The sequence below is a fragment of the Actinomycetota bacterium genome, assembly GCA_005888325.1.
GTDB lineage: Bacteria > Actinomycetota > Acidimicrobiia > Acidimicrobiales > AC-14 > AC-14.
Map to the genome: position 1 here is coordinate 105003 of VAWU01000013.1, position 16698 is coordinate 121700.

The following is a 16698-nucleotide window of genomic DNA, read 5'->3' on the forward strand; positions in this document are numbered from 1 at the left end:
CGTGGCCCGGCTCGAACCGGAGCGCGTGCAGCGGGCGACCGAGATCGTCGCGCGCTACCCAAGCCGTCGGTCCGCGCTCCTGCCGCTTCTCCATCTCGCTCAGGAGCAGGACGGCTACGTGGCGGACGACGCGATGGAGCACATCGCCGAGCTGCTCGACCTCACTCCCTCTGAGGTGGTGGGCACCGCGAGCTTCTACACGATGTTCAAGCGCGAGCCCGTCGGCACCTATCTCGTCTCGGTCTGCACGAACATCGCGTGTCTCATCGATGGTGGGATCGAGCTGCTGGAGCACGCGGAGCAGTCGCTCGGCGTGCGCCCCGACGGCACGACCGCGGACGGCTCGTTCACCCTCGAGGAGGTGGAGTGCCTGGCCCACTGCGACAAGGCGCCCTGCCTGCAGGTGAACTACCGCTTCTTCGGCCCCGTGACTCCCGACGACTTCGACCGGCTGTGCGACGACCTGCGCGCCGGCCGCCTCGAGCGAGACGTGCCCCGGCACGGCGTGCTCAACCGCGACGCGCGTCCCCACCCGATGAGCGCGGCGAGAGACGGGGCGTAGATGGCGTTCCGGGGGGCGCCCGACATCCTGTTCAGCCGCATGAGGTTCGATGACTCGCACACCGTCGACCGCTACGTGCGCACCGGCGGCTACGAGGCGCTTCCTGCCGCGCTGAAGCGCGCGCCCGAGGAGCTGGTCGACGAGGTGAAGGCCTCGGGCCTCCGCGGCCGGGGCGGTGCCGGCTTCTCCGCGGGCATGAAGTGGAGCTTCCTCCCGGCCGACACCTTCCCCCGCTACCTCGTCGTGAACGCCGACGAGGGCGAGCCGGCTACCTTCAAGGACCACCAGCTGATCGAGCGCGACCCCCACCAGCTCATCGAAGGCACGGCCATTGCCGCCTATGCCCTCAAGTGCACGCTGGCGTTCATCTACATCCGGGGAGAGTTCGCCCTCGGGCTGGAGCGCCTGACGCAGGCGGTCGCGGACGCGTACGCCCGAGGCCACCTCGGCCGCGACATCTTCCGGTCGGGCTTCGATCTCGACATCGTCGTCCATGCCGGCGCCGGCGCCTACATCTGTGGCGAGGAGACGGCGCTCTTGTCCAGCCTCGAGGGCCAGCGCGGTGAGCCGCGGATCCGCCCGCCGTTCCCCGCGGTCAAGGGCCTCTACCAGAAGCCGACCGTCGTCAACAACGTCGAGACGCTGTCGAACCTGCCGTGGATCGTGCAGCACGGCGGGGCTGCGTACGCGGCGCTGGGGAAGGACAAGTCGACCGGCACCCGGATCTGGTCGTTGTCCGGCCACGTGAACCGGCCCGGCAACTACGAGACCGAGCTCGCCACCGTGACGTTCCGCGACCTGTTCTTCGACCCCGAGCTCGGTGGTGGCATCCGCGGTGGCGAGGAGGTGAAGGCCTTCGTCCCGGGAGGAGCGTCGGCACCGTGGTTCGGTCCCGACCAGCTCGATTGCCCGCTCGATCTCGACGAGGTGCAACGTCGGGGCTCGATGCTGGGCTCGGGCTCGGTGGTGGTCATGAACGAGCACACGTGCGCGGTGCGCGCCGCGTGGCGCATCACCAAGTTCTTCGCCCACGAGTCGTGCGGCAAGTGCACGCCGTGTCGCGAGGGTGGGTCGTGGCTGGAGAGGGTGCTGCGCCGGATCGAGCTCGGCGCCGGGCGGGAGGAGGACCTCGACCTCCTGCTCGACGTGTGTGACAACCTTGCGCCCGGCCTTTCGTGGCCACCGGGCCAGACCACGATCTGCGTCCTCGGCCCGTCGATCCCGTCGTCGATCTACACGTCGATCCGCATGTTTCGAGACGAGTACCTGACCCACGTCAAAGAGGGCGGCTGCCCCTTCCGATGAGCGAGCACCGCAGCGCAGCGAGGAGCGCAGGTCCCATGTGGCAGGTTGGGGCACCGTCCGAGGAACGAGGACGGTGACCCGATGACCGAGCACCGCAGCGCAACGGACACGGTGAAGGACACCGTCACGGTCACGGTCGACGGCCGCACCTTCGAAGCCCGACCCGGCGAGCTGGTGATCGCGGCGGCCGAGCGCCACGGGGTCTACATCCCGCGCTTCTGCTGGCACCCGCGCATGGCACCGGTCGGGATGTGCCGCATGTGCCTCGTCGAGATCGACGGCGTGCGCGGGCTGCCACCGGCGTGCACCACGCCGGTCGCGGAGGGGATGGTCGTCCACACCACCACGCCCGGGGTCAAGAAGGCCCAGGACGGCGTGCTCGAGTTCCTGCTCATCAACCACCCGCTCGACTGCCCCGTGTGCGACCGCGGCGGCGAGTGCCCGCTGCAGGACCAGACCTTTGCCTTCGGTCCCGGCGAGAGCCGCTTCGTCGAGGAGAAGCGCCACTTCGAGAAGCCGATCCCGATCAGCGACCTGGTCGCGCTCGACCGCGAGCGGTGCATCCTCTGCGCCCGTTGCACCCGCTTCGCGGACGAGGTGGCGGGCGACCCCCTCATCTCGTTCAACGAGCGTGGCAACGAGACGCAGGTGCTGACCTTTCCCGACGACCCCTTCACCTCGTACTTCAGCGGTAACACCGTCCAGATCTGTCCGGTCGGCGCGCTCACCGCGTCGCCGTACCGCTTCCGCGCCCGCCCGTGGGACCTCGAGCAGGTGGAGTCCACGTGCACCACGTGCGCGGTCGGTTGCCGCATCGCGGTGCAGTCGTCGTCCAACCGGTTGGTGCGCTACCTCGGCGTCGACGCCGAGCCGACGAATCACGGCTGGCTGTGCGACAAGGGACGCTTCGGCTTCGAGTCCGTCACCGCCGGCGACCGCCTGAGCGCGCCCCTCGTGCGCGCGAGCGGCGCGCTGAGCGAGGCGTCTTGGGGGGTCGCGCTCGCGGCCGCCGCCAAAGGTCTGCGCCAGGCACGCGACCTCCACGGGCCGGGCTCGATCGCCGTCCTCGGCGGGGCGCGCCTCGGCAACGAGGACGCGTACGCGTGGGCCAAGCTGGCGAAGGGCGTCCTCGGTACCGACTCCGTCGACTGCCAGCTGGGCGACGGGCTCCCCGCCGAGGTCGTGCTCGGGCTTCCACGCGCCACTATCGACGACGCGTGCCGAGCCTCGGTCGTCATCCTGCTCGCGCCCGACCTCAAGGAGGAGCTGCCCGTCCTCTACCTGCGCCTGCGCGCGGCCGCGGTCGACGACGGTGCCGTCGTGATCGAGCTGGCCCCGCAGGTGACCGGCCTCACCCGCCACGCGCGCGCCAGCCTGCTGTACCGGCCCGGCGAGGCAGCCGCCCTCGCCGAGGCGCTCGTGGGCGGAGACGGCGACATTGCCTGGGCCGCCGGCGTCGCGACCGCCGACATCGCCGCCGCCCGGCAACTGCTCGCCGGCCACGACGACGTCGTCGTCGTGCTCGGCCGCCCGTCCCTGGCGGAGTCCGGAGCCTCCATCGCCGAGGCCGCGGCGGTGCTCGCCGCGGGGTTGCCGAACGCACGCTTCCTGCCCGCGCTGCGACGCGGCAACGTGCACGGCGCGCTCGACATGGGCCTGGCCCCGGGGATCCTGCCCGGACGGGTCGCGCTCGCCGACGCGCACGCCTGGTTCGTCGACGCGTGGGGCGCGGCGCCCGAGGAGACCGGGCTTGACGCGAACGGGATCCTCCGCGCCGCACTCGACGGGCGCATTCACGCGCTGGTGCTCCTTGGTGCCGACCCGCTTGCCGACTTCCCCGATCGCGCCCTCGCCCGGCGGGCCGTGGGCGCCGCCGGTTTCGTGATCGCGGTCGATCTGTTCGCGACCGACTCGGTGAAGCAGGCCGACGTGGTCCTCCCCGCGGCCGGCTTCGCCGAGCGGCCGGCCACGACGACCAACCTCGAGGGGCGCATCACCCGTCTCGGCCAGAAGGTCACGCCGCCGGGAACCGCCCGTCCCGACTGGATGATCGCAGTCGACCTCGCGGCCCGGCTGGGCGACGACCTCGGCTTCGAGTCGACCGACGACATCTGGGCCGAGATCGAGCGTGTCGCACCGGCCCACGCCGGCATCACCCTCGACGTGCTGCGCGGCATCGACCACCGCGACGGCGTCGTCGTCCCGCTCGCGGGCCGCGACGATCACAGCGCGCGGACCACAGCCGAGGTCGATGTCGCCGATCGCGTCATCGAGGCCATCGAGACGCGTGCCGCCGCGAGCCAGGGCGAGGGCGTGGTCACGCAGGCGGCTTCTGGCACCGCACCCGAAGCACCCGGTCACGACGCCGTACCGACGCCCGAGACGGAGCGGCCGCCGCTGCTGGCGTTCACCACCCGGGATCGGGCCAGGTCGTTGCCGGCGCTCGACGCCTACGCCCTCCGCCTGGTGTCGGCCCGGAGCCTCTACGACTGCGGTGCCATGGTGCAGCACTGTCCGTCGATGGCGCATCTCGCGCCGGGCGCGCGCGTGCGGGTGAACCCGCACGATCTCGAGCGGCTCGGCCTGGCGTCGGGCGACCGGGTGCGCATGGTGTCGGAGCGCGCGACCAGAGAGCTGCCGGTGACGGCGTGGACCGGCCTGCCGCGCGGGTCGATCTCGATCACCTTCAACCAACCCGGCGACATCTCCGCCGCCGACCTCATCGACGCGTCCGAGCCCGTCACCGACATCCGGATGGAGTCGCTGTGAGGGGCGTCGCTTTGAAGGCGGTGAGGAGCTGATGGACCCGCTGTTCTCGAACGGCGTCGGCCTCGCGGTGGTCCTCATCGTGGTGCTGAAGGTCCTCGTCACGTTCGTGTTCCTGCTGGTGAGCGTGCTGCTGATGATCTGGTTCGAGCGCAAGATCATCTCCGACATGCAGAACCGCATCGGCCCGAACCGGGCGGGCCCGTGGGGCCTGCTCCAGTCGCTCGCCGACGGCATCAAGATCTTCTTCAAGGAGGACCTCCTGCCGGAGCAGGCGGACGCGGCGGTGTTCCGGCTGGCTCCCTACGTGTCGACCGTGACCGCGTTCGCCGCCTTCGCCGTCATCCCCGTTGGTGGCAGCCTCTCCATCGCCGGTCACGACACCTTCCTGCAGCTCGCGGACCCACCCGTCGGCGTCCTCTTCCTGCTGGCCATGTCGTCCATCGCGGTCTACGGCGTGATGCTCGCCGGTTGGTCGTCGGGCTCGAAGTACCCGCTGCTGGGGTCGGTGCGCGCGTCGGCGCAGATGGTGTCCTACGAAGCGGCCATGGGCCTGTCGGTGGTGGCGGTCGTCCTGGCCGCGGGCACCCTGTCGACGCACGCCATCGTGCTCGACCAGGCCGGCCGCGGACCCGGAGGCATCCTCCCCAACTGGAACGTCATCACCCTCGGCGGCGTCCCCTTCCTCATCTACCTGATCGCTGCCACCGCCGAGATCAACCGGCCACCGTTCGACCTGGTGGAGGCGGAGCAGGAGCTGGTCGGAGGGTTCTTCACCGAGTACTCGTCCGTGCGCTTCGCCCTCTTCTACCTTGCCGAGTTCATGAACACCATCACCGTCTCGGCGGTGGCGGTGACGCTGTTCTTCGGCGGCCCCAGCGGCCCCGTCTACTCGGTCCTTCCGCGCACCTTCTGGCCGATCTTGTGGTTCTTCCTCAAGCTGCTCGTCTTCCTGTTCTGCTACGTGTGGCTGCGCGCGAGCGTCCCCCGCTTCCGCTACGACCAGCTCATGGACCTGGGCTGGAAGCGCCTCATTCCCGCCGCCCTCTTCTGGCTGCTGCTCATCGCTGCCATCCAGATCGGGCGCGACCAGGGCTGGAACCCGTCGCTCGTGCTGGGCGTCGGCGTGCTCGCGGGCCTCGCCGTGATGGGTGCGCTCGCGCTCGCGGTGCGCACGAGTCGCCTGCGCGCCGACGACGAGGCGCAGTCATTGGAGGCGAGTCGCTGATGGGCTACCTGGAGGGGTTCGCCGTAACCCTGAGGCAGATGTTCCGGCCGCGGGTCACGATCCCGTATCCGGACGTGAAGCGGCCCAAGCCCGAACGCTTCCACGGCCGCCATGTGCTCGGCCGCTACGAGGACGGTATGGAGAAGTGCATCGGCTGCGAGTTGTGCGCGGGCGTGTGCCCGGCGCGCTGCATCTACGTGCGCGGCGCCGACAACCCGCCCGACGATCCCGTCTCACCGGGCGAGCGCTACGGCTTCGTCTACGAGATCAACTACCTCCGTTGCATCCACTGCGACCTGTGCGTCGAGGCGTGTCCCACCGAGGCCATCACCGAGTCGAAGCTGTTCGAGTTCTCCTTCACCGACCGGCGCGACGCCATCTACACCAAGACCGAGCTGCTGGTCGACGACGAGGGGCACCCCCGGCACCTCCCGTGGGAGGACTGGCGTGCCGGCGACGACGAGCACACCTCGGCCTGGATGCGCGCCACCTCACCGTCGGGCGTCGCCGCCTACGAAGGCCGCATCGCCTGGTCGGGCGAGCTCGGGTACGGCGTGCGCGCCCCGGAGGAGGGCCAGACCGCCGAGGGCCGCGACCCCCAAGCGACGGAGACCCCCGAAGCGACGGACGCCGGCTGATGGACGTCGTCGTCTTCGCGGTGGCGAGCGTCGTAGCCGTGGGCGGTGCGCTCGGGGTGGTGCTTTCGCGCAACCCCGTGCACTCGGCGCTCATGCTCGTGATGACGCTGTTCGGCGTGGCCGTCCTGTTCGTGGAGCAGGAGGCGCACTTCCTGGCCGCCGTCCAGGTGATCGTCTACGCGGGCGCCATCGTGGTGCTGTTCCTCTTCGTCATCATGTTGCTCGGGGTGGACCGGTCCGAGGACCTGGGCGTCGAGACGTTGAAGGCGCAACGTCCGCTCGCCGGCGCGCTCGCGCTCGTGGCCGCGCTCGAGATGGTGCTGCTCGTGCGCTACGGCGGGTGGGTCACTGGCGGCGCCTCGGTCGCCGGCCCCGCCCGCGACCCGGTCGTCCCCAACGTGGAGCTGCTGGCCCGGTCGATCTTCAGCCGCTACCTGCTGGCGTTCGAGGCGACCTCGGGGCTGTTGGTCATCGCGGTCGTCGGCGCCGTCGTCCTCGCCCGGCGCCCACCCAGCATCGCGGCACCCCCGCCGGAGGAAGACCAGTGAGAGAGCGGCCGTGAGCATCGACGCGTCCTGGTACCTCGCGGTGGGCGGCATCATCTTCACCATCGGCGCCATCGGCGTGCTGGTGCGGCGCAACGTGCTCGTGATGTTCATGTGCATCGAGCTGATGCTCAACGCCGTCAACCTCACCTTCGTCACCTTCGCGCGCGAGCTCGACGACATCGGCGGACAGGTGGTCGTGTTCTTCGTGCTCGTGGTGGCGGCAGCCGAGGTCGTGGTCGGGCTGGGCATCATCGTGTCCATCTTCAGACGGCGGGCCGAGGCGACCGCCGACGACATCTCGATGTTGAAGGGATAGGGGTTGGTCCTCGACGCCTCCTGGCTCATCCCGGCCCTGCCGCTCGCGGGCTTCGTGCTGCTGCTCGTGTTCGGCCGCCGGCTCGGCGACCCGTGGGCGGGCTGGCTCGCGACCGCGATGACGACGGCCGCGTTCGCGGTGTCGATCGTCATGTTCGCCTCGCTGCACGGGCGCGCGGGCAATGACAGGTCGTTCACGCACGAGCTCTTCACCTGGCTCCCGGTCGGCCGACTGCAGGTGAAGGCGGGGTTGCTGGTCGACCCGCTGTCGATCACGATGGCGCTGTTCATCACCGGCGTCGGCGCGCTGATCCACCTCTACTCCGTGGGCTACATGCACGGCGACGAGAGCTATCCGAGGTTCTTCGTCTACCTCAACCTGTTCGCGTTCTCGATGCTCGTGCTCGTGCTCGCCGACAGCTTCCTGCTCAGCTTCCTCGGATGGGAGGGCGTCGGCGCCTGCTCCTACTTCCTGATCTCGTTCTGGTTCGAGCGCGACACGGCGGCCAGTGCGGGGAAGAAGGCGTTCGTCACCAACCGCGTCGGCGACTTCGGGTTCATGATCGCGATGTTCCTCATGTTCTCGGCGCTGGGGTCGCTCCAGTACGGCGTGGTGCTGACCGGGGCCGCGACGCTCAGCAAGACGACTGCGACCGCAATCGCGCTGCTGCTCTTTCTCGGCGCCGTGGGCAAGTCCGCCCAGCTGCCCCTCTACGTGTGGTTGCCCGATGCGATGGAGGGCCCGACACCCGTGTCGGCGCTGATCCACGCCGCGACGATGGTGACCGCGGGCGTCTACCTCATGTGCCGCATCAGCCCCATCCTCGTGCTGGCACCCGGCGCGCTCACGATCATCGCCACCGTGGGCGCGCTGACCGCGCTGTTCGCGGCGACCATCGCCTGCGCCCAGAACGACATCAAGCGGGTGCTGGCGTACTCCACGATCTCCCAGCTCGGTTACATGTTCCTCGCTGTGGGGTCGGGCGCGTACGTCGCTGCGGTGTTCCACATGGTCACGCACGCCTTCTTCAAGGCGCTGCTCTTCCTGGGCGCAGGCTCGGTGATCCACGGTCTTCACGACGAGCAGGACATGAAGCGCATGGGCAACCTGCGTCGCTACCTTCCGATCACCTCGGCGACCTTCATCGTGGGCTGGCTCGCGATCGCCGGCATCCCGCCCTTCGCCGGCTTCTGGTCGAAGGACGAGATCCTGGCCAACGCCTTCGACACCAACAAGCTGCTGTGGCTCGTCGGCGTCGTGACCGCGCTGCTTACGGCGTACTACATGAGCCGTCAGGTGTTCATGGTGTTCTACGGCGAGGAACGTGAGCGTGAGCACGCGTCGGAGCCGCACGAGTCGCCCTGGACCATGACGCTTCCCCTCGTGGTGCTCGCCGGGCTCTCGTTCCTCGGCGGCCTGCTCAACCTGCCGTGGAAGTCGACCGAGTTCCTCCGCAAGTGGCTCGAGCCGGTGTTCGGCGAGCGGTTGCACGCGCTCGACGTCCCGGCGGGCACCCTGTGGGCGCTGGCCATCGGCACCGTCGTGCTGGGCGTGGTCGGGATCGGCATCGCGGGGGGCGTCTACCTCCGCCACCGCGTTCCCGAGGATCGCATGGAGCCTCTGGTGCTGCGCCGGGCCTGGTACGTCGACGCCGCGTACGCCGCCGCGATCGACGGGCCCGGCCGCCTGCTGTCCACCTGGAGCGCGTATGTGATCGACCTGAAGGTCGTCGACGGTGCCGTCAACGGCGTCGGCACGCTCGTGCGCGCCACGGGCGACCGCCTGCGACGGGTCCAGACCGGCTACGTGCGCAACTACGCCCTCGGCGTGGTGATCGGCGCGGTGCTCGTGCTGGGCTGGGTCGTGACGAGGGTGCAGCTCTCGTGAGCTTCCCCTACCTGACGACGCTCATCGTCCTGCCCGCGGCCGGCGCGCTCGCGGTCGCCGTCGTGCCGCGGCGGCGGCCGGAGCTGGTTCGGGTCATCGGCCTGGCCACCGCGGTCGCGGTCGCCGCGCTCAGCATCTACCTCGTGTTCGAGTTCGAGAAGTCCGACGCGGGCTTCCAGTTCGTCTCCCAGCACGTCTGGATCCGGTCGTTCGGCATCTCGTGGAAGCTCGGGATCGACGGGATCTCCCTCTTCCTCGTCGCCCTCACCGGCGTGCTCTTCCCCATCGCGCTGGCCGGCCCGCTCGTGCACCGCGACGTCAAGGCGTACACGGCATGGCTCCTGCTGTTGGAGGCGGGCTGCCTGGGGGTCTTCCTCGCCCTCGACCTCTTCCTGTTCTTCGTGTTCTGGGAGGTCGTGCTCGTTCCGATGTACTTCCTGATCGGCGGTTGGGGCTACGAGCGCCGCGTCTACGCGGCGGTGAAGTTCTTCATCTACACGATGGCCGGCTCGGCGCTGATGCTCGTCGGCATCCTCACGCTTGCGTTCCTGCACCAGGCCGCGACCGGCCGCCTCACCTTCGACCTGGTCACGCTGGCCAACGACAAGTTCCTCGCCGCGGGCACCGCCCAGTGGCTGTTCCTTGCGTTCGCCGTCTCCTTCGCCATCAAGGTGCCCGTGTTCCCGCTGCACACGTGGCTCCCCGACGCCCACACCGAGGCCCCCACCGCGGGCTCGGTGATCCTGGCCGGCGTCCTCCTGAAGCTCGGCACGTACGGCTTCCTGCGCTTCGGGCTGTTCCTGTTCCCGCAGGCGGCTGTCGACCTCGCCCCCTGGTTCCTCGTCCTCGGCGTGATCGGCATCCTCTACGGCGCGCTCGTCGCCACCGTGCAGAAGGACCTCAAGCGGCTGATCGCGTATTCGTCGGTGGCCCATCTCGGGTTCATCGTGGTCGGCACGTTCGCGTTCACGACCCAGGGTCTCACGGGCGGTGTGATCCAGATGGTGAACCACGGCATCTCCACCGGAGCGCTGTTCCTGCTCGTGGGCTGGCTGTACGAGCGCCGTCACACCCGCCAGATCGCCGAGCTGCGCGGCCTGGCCAAGCCCGCGCCCGTCTTCGCGGGCGTCTTCATGGTGGTGATGCTCTCGTCGGTCGGCCTGCCCGGGCTCAACGGCTTCGTCGGCGAGTTCCTCGTGCTCATCGGCACGTTCGTCACCCGTCGCTGGTATGCAGTCGCGGCCGCCGTCGGTGTCATTCTCGCGGCCGTCTACCTGCTGTGGGCGTACCAGCGCGTGTTCCAGGGCGCGCCCGACGGTGAGAACGCCTCCTTCCCCGAGATGACGTGGCGGGAGCGAGGAGTCATGGTCCCCATCATCGGGCTCATCGTGTTCCTCGGCGTCTACCCGAAGCCGGTGCTCGATCGCATCGAGCCCTCGGTCGACCGGCTCATCGCGCACGTCGAGCGCGGGGCCAACACCAAGTTCCGCGAGGCCCCGAGAGCGCCCGAAGCTGCGGGAACCAGAGCCGAGGGCGGCCCATGATCGTCGCTCCCGGCTGGTCGCACGCGGTCGTCGCCCAGATCGACCAGGCGCCGATCAACCTGCCCTCGGTCGACTACCGCAGCATCCTGCCCACGCTCGTCCTTATCGGCGGCGCGCTGCTCCTGCTCGGCATCGGGGGGCTGAACCGGAAGCGCCCCCCGGCCGGCACGTACGCGCTGTTCACGATCGTCACCGCGGGGGTCGCGCTCTGGTTCAGCTTCGACCTGTGGGACCAGGTCGATGCAGACAGGGCGCGCACCACGATCGCGGACGCCGTGGTGGTCGACGGGTTCAGCGTCTTCTTCATGGTGCTGGTGTGCGCGACGGTCGTCCTCGGCGCCCTGCTGGCCGACGGCTACCTGCGCCGGGAAGAGCTGGAGGGCCCCGAGTACTACGTGCTCATGCTGCTCTCGGCGTCGGGCGGCATCCTGATGGCCGAGGCCAACGACCTCATCGTCGTGTTCCTCGGCCTCGAGATCCTCTCGATCGCGCTGTACGTCCTGGCCGGCTACTACCGGCGCAAGGCCGAGTCGCAGGAAGCGGCGATCAAGTACTTCGTGCTAGGGGCGTTCTCGTCCGCGTTCTTCCTCTACGGCGTCGCGCTGGTGTACGGGGCCACGGGATCGACGAACCTGGGCGAGATCTCCAACTTGTTGCGCGAGCGACCGTTCACCAACGGCGTGCTCCTCGCCGGGTTCGCCTTCCTCCTCGTGGGCCTGGGGTTCAAGGTCGCCGCGGTGCCGTTCCACATGTGGACGCCCGACGTCTACCAGGGCGCGCCCACGCCGGTGACCGGCTTCATGGCCGCGGGCGCCAAGGCGGCGGGCTTCGCCGCGTTGCTCCGCATCTTCTTCTCCACCTTCGGCCCCGAGCGGCTCGACTGGCAGCCCATCGTGTGGGCCATGGCCGTGGCGACGCTGCTGGTGGGGTCGGTGCTCGCCATCGTGCAGACCGACATCAAGCGGATGCTCGCGTACTCGTCGATCAGCCACGCCGGCTACGTCCTCGTCGGCCTCCAGGCCGGCACCGACCGTGGCGTGGCGGGCTCGCTCTTCTACCTGCTGGCCTACACCTTCATGGTGCTCGGCAGCTTCGGCATCGTCACGCTCGTGGGCCGAAAGGGCGACGAGCGGCACAGCCTCGACACCTATCGCGGCCTCGCGGCCCGGCGCCCGGTGCTCGCGCTCGTGTTCACCGTGTTCCTCTTGGCGCAGGCCGGCGTGCCCCTCACGTCCGGCTTCCTCGCCAAGTTCTACGTGATCGGCGCCGCGGTCGACAGCCACTCCTACGCGCTTGCGGTCATCGCCATGTTGGCCGCCGTCATCGCCGCCTTCTTCTACCTGCGGGTGATCGTGGTCATGTACATGGGCGGCGACGCCGCCACGGCCGACGACCCGCCCGCAGACCCGATCCGCGTCCCTCTGGCCGCCGGCGCGGCGCTGGCCGTCACGCTCGCGTTCACCCTCGTCGTGGGCTTCCTGCCCTCCGTGGTCATCGAGTTCGCCCGCGACGCCACCCTGCTGCGGCTCTGAACGCGCGGAGAAGTCGAGCGTGGAGAGGGGTTTTGCCGCCCTGTGAACGCAATCACTAGTCTCGGCCTGTGTCGGAGTTCCTCCGCCAGTACCTCACCGTCGCGATCTTCGCGGGTGCAGCCGTGCTCATGGTCGGGGCCATGCTGGGGGTCGGGCGCCTGCTGCGTCCCACCCGGCCCCAGGCGCAGAAGTACCTCAACTACGAGTGCGGGGTCGACCCCGTCGGGGCGGGCTGGTCGCAGAGCCAGGTCCGCTACTACGTCTTCGCGCTGCTGTTCGTCATGTTCGACGTCGAGGCGGTGTTCATCTTCCCCTGGGCCGTCCGGCTCGAGGCCCTGCAGGTCTTCGGGCTGGTCGAGATGATCATCTTCATCGCCATCCTGGCGCTGGGCCTGCTCTACGCCTGGCGCAAGCGGGTGCTGCGGTGGGTGTAGTCGAGAAGGGGAAGGTGCCCAAGCCCCTGACCTACCTCCTCAACATGAGCCGCAAGTACTCGCTGTGGGTCTACCAGTGGGGCTTGGCGTGCTGTGCCATCGAGATGGGTGCCGCGTTCGGCTCTCCGCGCTACGACGTGATGCGCCTCGGGGTCATCCCCTTCCCGGCCGGTCCCCGCCAGGCCGATCTCGTGGTGATCTCGGGCACGGTCACCGACAAGATGGCGCCGTCGATCCGGCGCCTCTGGGAGCAGATGCCCGACCCGAAGTACGTGATCTCCATGGGCTCGTGCGCCAACTGCGGCGGCCCCTACTGGGACTCGTACTCGGTCACCAAGGGCGTCGACCAGATCATCCCGGTCGACGTGTACGTGCCAGGCTGCCCCCCGCGGCCGGAGGCCCTCCTCGAGGGCATCGTCCTCCTGCAGGAGCGCATCCAGCACGAGGACATGGCCGAGCGCTGGCGAGGTGAGCCGATTGTCGTCGGGTGACAGCACGCCGCCGGTGGAGGCGGCGCCCGAGGAGACCGCGCCCGCGAGCGACCCGGTCCGCGAGGAGCTGCTGGCTGGGCTGACGGAAGCGCTCGGCGACGCCGTCGTCGGATCGGAGATCAACCGCGGCGACCTGTGGGTGCGCGTGCGTGCCGACGCGTGGAAGCGGACGGCCGAGGTGTGCCGTGACACCCTCGGGCTCGACTACTTCTGCTTCCTCTCCGGCCTCGACTGGATGCCGTCCGCGCCGAACCCCGAGGAGTCGGTGTCCACCGAGATCTCCGCCGACGCCGACGACGCGCCCGACGAGGACGCGGCGGAGGAGGCGGAAGCCGAGCAGGAGCAGCCCGTGGCCGACGACGATGCCGCCGAGGCTGCGACCGCCGACGCCAACGGTGGTGCGGTCAGCGGCGTCGCGGGCGGGGACACCCGCTTCCAGGTGTTCGCTCGCTTCTACTCGACGACGCGCCACGTTGGTCTCACGCTGAAGGCCGACCTGGACGACGACGCCCCGACGGTCGAGTCGATCCACACGGTGTTCCGCGGCGCCGACTGGCACGAGCGCGAGACGTGGGAGATGTACGGGTTCACGTTCGTCGGTCACCCCGACCTCACCCACCTCTACCTTCCCGGCGAGTTCGAGGGCTTCCCCCTGCGGAAGGACTACCCGCTGCTCGCCCGCGAGGTGAAGCCGTGGCCCGGGCTCGTCGACGTCGAGCTCATGCCGGAGGTGCCGGAGCCCGGCGGGGCCGCGAGCGCGGAGGAGCCGGCCGGATGACGACGGTCGCGGAGCGCCAGCAGGCCGCGTACGTCGCCGCCCAGGCGGCTGACGCGCGGGTGCACGTCGAGCTGCAGACCGAGCAGATGACGTTGAACCTGGGCCCGCAGCACCCCGCCACCCACGGCACGCTGCGCATCGTTGCCCGGCTCGACGGCGAGCAGGTGGTCCAGGCCGACGTGGTGTGCGGCTACATGCACCGCGGCTACGAGAAGCTGGCCGAGGTCCGCAACTACCCACAGATCACCACGCTCGTCAACCGGATCGACTGGCTGTCGTCGTTCGCCAACGAGGTGCCGTTCATCCTCGCCGCCGAGCAGCTCATGGAGATCGAGGCGCCACCGCGCGCCCAGCACATCCGCACGATCTTGTTCGAGCTCAGCCGCATCGCCAACATCACCCTGTTCATCGGCGAGATGGGCGTGCAGCTCGGTGCCCTCACACCCGTGTTCTACGCCTTCCGCGACCGCGAGCACGTCCTCAACCTGATCGAGGGCGCGACCGGCGGGCGCTTCCATCCCAACTACGACCGCATCGGCGGGCTGAAGGACGACCTGCCCAGGGGCTGGGTCGACGAGACGCGCTCGGTCATGAAGCGCATGCGCGACTACTGCGACGAGCTCGAGACACTGCTCATGGGCAACGAGATCTTCGACCGCCGCACGCGTGGCATCGGCGTGATCCCCGCCGACGTCGGGCTCTCCTACGGCCTCTCGGGCGCCAACATCCGAGCCAGCGGGGTCGACTGGGACCTACGTCGCGACGAGCCGTCGCCGCTGGCGTGGAAGGACTGCGACTGGAAGGTCTGGACCCATCCCGACGGCGACTGCTTCGCCCGCTACTGGGTGCGCCTGCAGGAGGTGCGGGAGGCGACCAAGATCGTCGACCAGCTCCTCGACGGGCTCCCGGCGGGGCCCATCCAGGCGAAGGTGCCGCGCATCATCAAGGTGCCGGCGGGCGAGGCCTGGGTGCACACCGAGAACCCGTTGGGTGAGATGGGCTATTACATCGTCAGTCAGGGTGGGCTCGGGCCGTTCCGCTGCAAGATCCGCTCCGCCTCGTTCAACAACACGTCGATCGTCCCGTGGTTGCTGCGCGGCGTCTACGTGCCCGACATCATCACGATCCTGGCGAGCCTCTACTTCATCCTCGGGGACATCGACCGTTGATGCTCGCCATCGACGTCACCACCTATGGGTGGACCACCGCGCTCAAGACCGGCGTCGTCCTCGCGGTCATCCCCGCGGCCGCCATCGTCCTCGGCTACACGTTCCTGCTGAAGATGATGAGCCACATGCAGAGCCGGCTCGGGCCCATGGAGGCGGGGCCTCACGGCGTGCTGCAACTCCTCGCCGACGGGGTGAAGTTCATCCAGAAGGAGGACATCATCCCGGACGAGGCCGACCGGCGGATCTTCGCCCTCGCGCCGCTCGTGGTGATCCTGTCGACGTTCCTGCTCTACATCGTCCTGCCCGCGGGGCCGCGTCTCATCGTCCAGGACCTCGACGTCGGCATCTTCTTCGCGCTGGCGGTGTCGTCGCTGTCGGTGATCGGCGTGCTGATGGCGGGGTGGTCCTCGGCCAACAAGTACTCGCTCCTCGGCGCGTTACGCGCCGCCGGCCAGCTCATCGCGTACGAGCTGCCGCTCGTGCTCGCCGTCATCGGGGTCGTCGTCCAGGCCGGCACGATGAGCATGCAGGGAATCGTCGCCGCCCAGGCCCACGGCGAGATCTTCGGGGTCGGCACGTTCGGCAACCCGTTCATCCTCACCCAGTTCGTGGGCTTCTTCCTCTTCCTCGTCGCGGCCCAGGCCGAGCTGACGCAGACGCCCTTCGACATGCCGGTGGCGGAATCGGAGCTGGTGGCCGGCTACATGACCGAGTACAGCGGCTTCCGGTTCCTCTTCTTCTTCATGGCCGAGTTCGGCACCGCCTTCGCGCTGGCCGCGATCGCCGCCACGCTGTTCCTCGGCGGGTGGTTCGTGCCGGGCGTGCACGGTACCGCCGCCGACGTGCTCGGCCCCCTGGTGCTGGGTGCGAAGATCATGGTCGTCGCCTTCCTGATCTTCTGGATCCGCTTCACCTATCCCCGCTTCCGCGAGGACCAGCTCCAGACGTTCGCCTGGAAGTACCTCATCCCGCTGTCGCTGGTGAACATCGTCGTCACCGGCGTGCTGAAGGTGGTGCTGTAGATGCCCCAGCTCCCCGGGCTGGTCAAGGGCCTGGGCGTCACGTTCAAGACGATGCTCGCCGGCAACGTCACCGTGCAGTACCCGCACGTGAAGGAGGCGCCGCCGTCCCGGGCCCGAGGCGTGATCGCGCTGAAGGAGGAGAACTGCACGGTCTGCATGCTCTGCGCCCGGCAGTGCCCCGACTGGTGCATCTACATCGAGGGCCACAAGGAGAAGCGACCCCCCCGACGCGAGGGGGGAAAGCCCCGAACGGTCAACGCCCTCGACCGCTTCGACATCGACTACGCGCTCTGCATGTACTGCGGCATCTGCGTGGAGGTGTGCCCGTTCGACGCTCTGTTCTGGACGCCGGAGTACGAATATTCCGAGCCCAAGATCGCGGACCTGCTCCACGACAAGGAGCGTCTCGGCGAGTGGATGCAGACCGTGCCCGAGCCGCTGCCGCTCGAGGCCGGCGCGGCGAAGAAGAAGTAGCCGG

General features: G+C 69.3%; 16 protein-coding genes. All 16 read left to right on the forward strand.

What is annotated here, in order from left to right; genetic code table 11:
• The first annotated feature begins 1 nt into the window (after nt 1).
• The 16 genes from E6G06_02690 (at nt 2) to E6G06_02765 (ending at nt 16694) form a co-directional block, all read left to right on the forward strand.
• Entirely contained in the window at nt 2-562 is a 561-nt protein-coding gene (locus tag E6G06_02690; GenBank protein ID TML93401.1) for an NAD(P)H-dependent oxidoreductase subunit E, read from the forward strand.
• A complete protein-coding gene (nuoF, locus tag E6G06_02695) occupies nt 563-1867 on the forward strand; it encodes an NADH-quinone oxidoreductase subunit NuoF (GenBank protein TML93402.1) in 1305 nt (434 codons plus the stop codon). It abuts the gene before it with no gap.
• A gap of 81 nt (nt 1868-1948) precedes the next feature.
• Nucleotides 1949-4636, forward strand: coding sequence for an NADH-quinone oxidoreductase subunit NuoG (gene nuoG / locus E6G06_02700; GenBank protein ID TML93403.1), 2688 nt, complete (start codon nt 1949-1951; stop codon nt 4634-4636).
• Nucleotides 4637-4667: 31 nt separating this feature from the next.
• The gene (gene nuoH / locus E6G06_02705) at nt 4668-5861 is read left to right on the forward strand and encodes an NADH-quinone oxidoreductase subunit NuoH (GenBank protein ID TML93404.1); all 1194 of its coding nucleotides are present in this window, start codon (nt 4668-4670) and stop codon (nt 5859-5861) included.
• Nucleotides 5861-6499 carry an NADH-quinone oxidoreductase subunit NuoI gene (gene nuoI / locus E6G06_02710; protein ID TML93405.1) on the forward strand — a complete coding sequence of 213 codons (639 nt, stop codon included), beginning with the start codon at nt 5861-5863 and terminating at the stop codon, nt 6497-6499. Before nuoH (E6G06_02705) ends, nuoI begins: the two co-directional genes overlap by 1 nt.
• Nucleotides 6499-7047 (forward strand): NADH-quinone oxidoreductase subunit J, encoded by a 549-nt coding sequence (locus E6G06_02715; protein TML93406.1) that lies wholly within the window; start codon nt 6499-6501, stop codon nt 7045-7047. The genes nuoI and E6G06_02715 overlap by 1 nt, the downstream gene beginning before the upstream one ends.
• 16 nt (nt 7048-7063) lie before the next feature.
• Nucleotides 7064-7363 carry an NADH-quinone oxidoreductase subunit NuoK gene (nuoK, locus tag E6G06_02720; protein ID TML93460.1) on the forward strand — a complete coding sequence of 100 codons (300 nt, stop codon included), beginning with the start codon at nt 7064-7066 and terminating at the stop codon, nt 7361-7363.
• A gap of 3 nt (nt 7364-7366) precedes the next feature.
• Entirely contained in the window at nt 7367-9250 is a 1884-nt protein-coding gene (nuoL, locus tag E6G06_02725; protein TML93407.1) for an NADH-quinone oxidoreductase subunit L, read from the forward strand.
• Nucleotides 9247-10794 (forward strand): NADH-quinone oxidoreductase subunit M, encoded by a 1548-nt coding sequence (locus tag E6G06_02730; GenBank protein ID TML93408.1) that lies wholly within the window; start codon nt 9247-9249, stop codon nt 10792-10794. Before nuoL ends, E6G06_02730 begins: the two co-directional genes overlap by 4 nt.
• Entirely contained in the window at nt 10791-12326 is a 1536-nt protein-coding gene (locus tag E6G06_02735) for an NADH-quinone oxidoreductase subunit N (GenBank protein ID TML93409.1), read from the forward strand. Before E6G06_02730 ends, E6G06_02735 begins: the two co-directional genes overlap by 4 nt.
• Before the next feature lie 128 nt (nt 12327-12454).
• Nucleotides 12455-12760 carry an NADH-quinone oxidoreductase subunit A gene (locus E6G06_02740; protein ID TML93461.1) on the forward strand — a complete coding sequence of 102 codons (306 nt, stop codon included), beginning with the start codon at nt 12455-12457 and terminating at the stop codon, nt 12758-12760.
• Nucleotides 12751-13251: an NADH-quinone oxidoreductase subunit B gene (locus E6G06_02745; GenBank protein TML93410.1), complete on the forward strand. Its 501-nt coding sequence runs from the start codon at nt 12751-12753 to the stop codon at nt 13249-13251. Before E6G06_02740 ends, E6G06_02745 begins: the two co-directional genes overlap by 10 nt.
• Nucleotides 13252-13486: 235 nt before the next feature.
• The gene (locus tag E6G06_02750) at nt 13487-14029 is read left to right on the forward strand and encodes an NADH-quinone oxidoreductase subunit C (GenBank protein ID TML93462.1); all 543 of its coding nucleotides are present in this window, start codon (nt 13487-13489) and stop codon (nt 14027-14029) included.
• On the forward strand, nt 14026-15198 hold the full coding sequence (locus E6G06_02755) for an NADH-quinone oxidoreductase subunit D (GenBank protein TML93411.1): 1173 nt from the start codon (nt 14026-14028) through the stop codon (nt 15196-15198). Before E6G06_02750 ends, E6G06_02755 begins: the two co-directional genes overlap by 4 nt.
• Nucleotides 15198-16220: an NADH-quinone oxidoreductase subunit NuoH gene (gene nuoH, locus E6G06_02760; protein ID TML93412.1), complete on the forward strand. Its 1023-nt coding sequence runs from the start codon at nt 15198-15200 to the stop codon at nt 16218-16220. The genes E6G06_02755 and nuoH (E6G06_02760) overlap by 1 nt, the downstream gene beginning before the upstream one ends.
• Nucleotides 16221-16694, forward strand: coding sequence for an NADH-quinone oxidoreductase subunit I (locus E6G06_02765; GenBank protein TML93413.1), 474 nt, complete (start codon nt 16221-16223; stop codon nt 16692-16694).
• Nucleotides 16695-16698 lie beyond the last annotated feature (4 nt).

Excerpts from the sequence above, each read along its gene's own strand:
- nuoF (TML93402.1), top strand. The coding sequence starts at position 563 with ATGGCGTTCCGGGGGGCGCCCGACATCCTGTTCAGCCGCATGAGGTTC.
- nuoG (TML93403.1), top strand. The coding sequence starts at position 1,949 with ATGACCGAGCACCGCAGCGCAACGGACACGGTGAAGGACACCGTCACG.
- nuoH (TML93404.1), top strand. The coding sequence starts at position 4,668 with ATGGACCCGCTGTTCTCGAACGGCGTCGGCCTCGCGGTGGTCCTCATC.
- nuoI (TML93405.1), top strand. The coding sequence starts at position 5,861 with ATGGGCTACCTGGAGGGGTTCGCCGTAACCCTGAGGCAGATGTTCCGG.
- E6G06_02715 (TML93406.1), top strand. The coding sequence starts at position 6,499 with ATGGACGTCGTCGTCTTCGCGGTGGCGAGCGTCGTAGCCGTGGGCGGT.
- E6G06_02735 (TML93409.1), top strand. The coding sequence starts at position 10,791 with ATGATCGTCGCTCCCGGCTGGTCGCACGCGGTCGTCGCCCAGATCGAC.
- E6G06_02740 (TML93461.1), top strand. The coding sequence starts at position 12,455 with ATGGTCGGGGCCATGCTGGGGGTCGGGCGCCTGCTGCGTCCCACCCGG.
- E6G06_02750 (TML93462.1), top strand. The coding sequence starts at position 13,487 with ATGCCGTCCGCGCCGAACCCCGAGGAGTCGGTGTCCACCGAGATCTCC.
- E6G06_02755 (TML93411.1), top strand. The coding sequence starts at position 14,026 with ATGACGACGGTCGCGGAGCGCCAGCAGGCCGCGTACGTCGCCGCCCAG.
- nuoH (TML93412.1), top strand. The coding sequence starts at position 15,198 with ATGCTCGCCATCGACGTCACCACCTATGGGTGGACCACCGCGCTCAAG.
- E6G06_02765 (TML93413.1), top strand. The coding sequence starts at position 16,221 with ATGCCCCAGCTCCCCGGGCTGGTCAAGGGCCTGGGCGTCACGTTCAAG.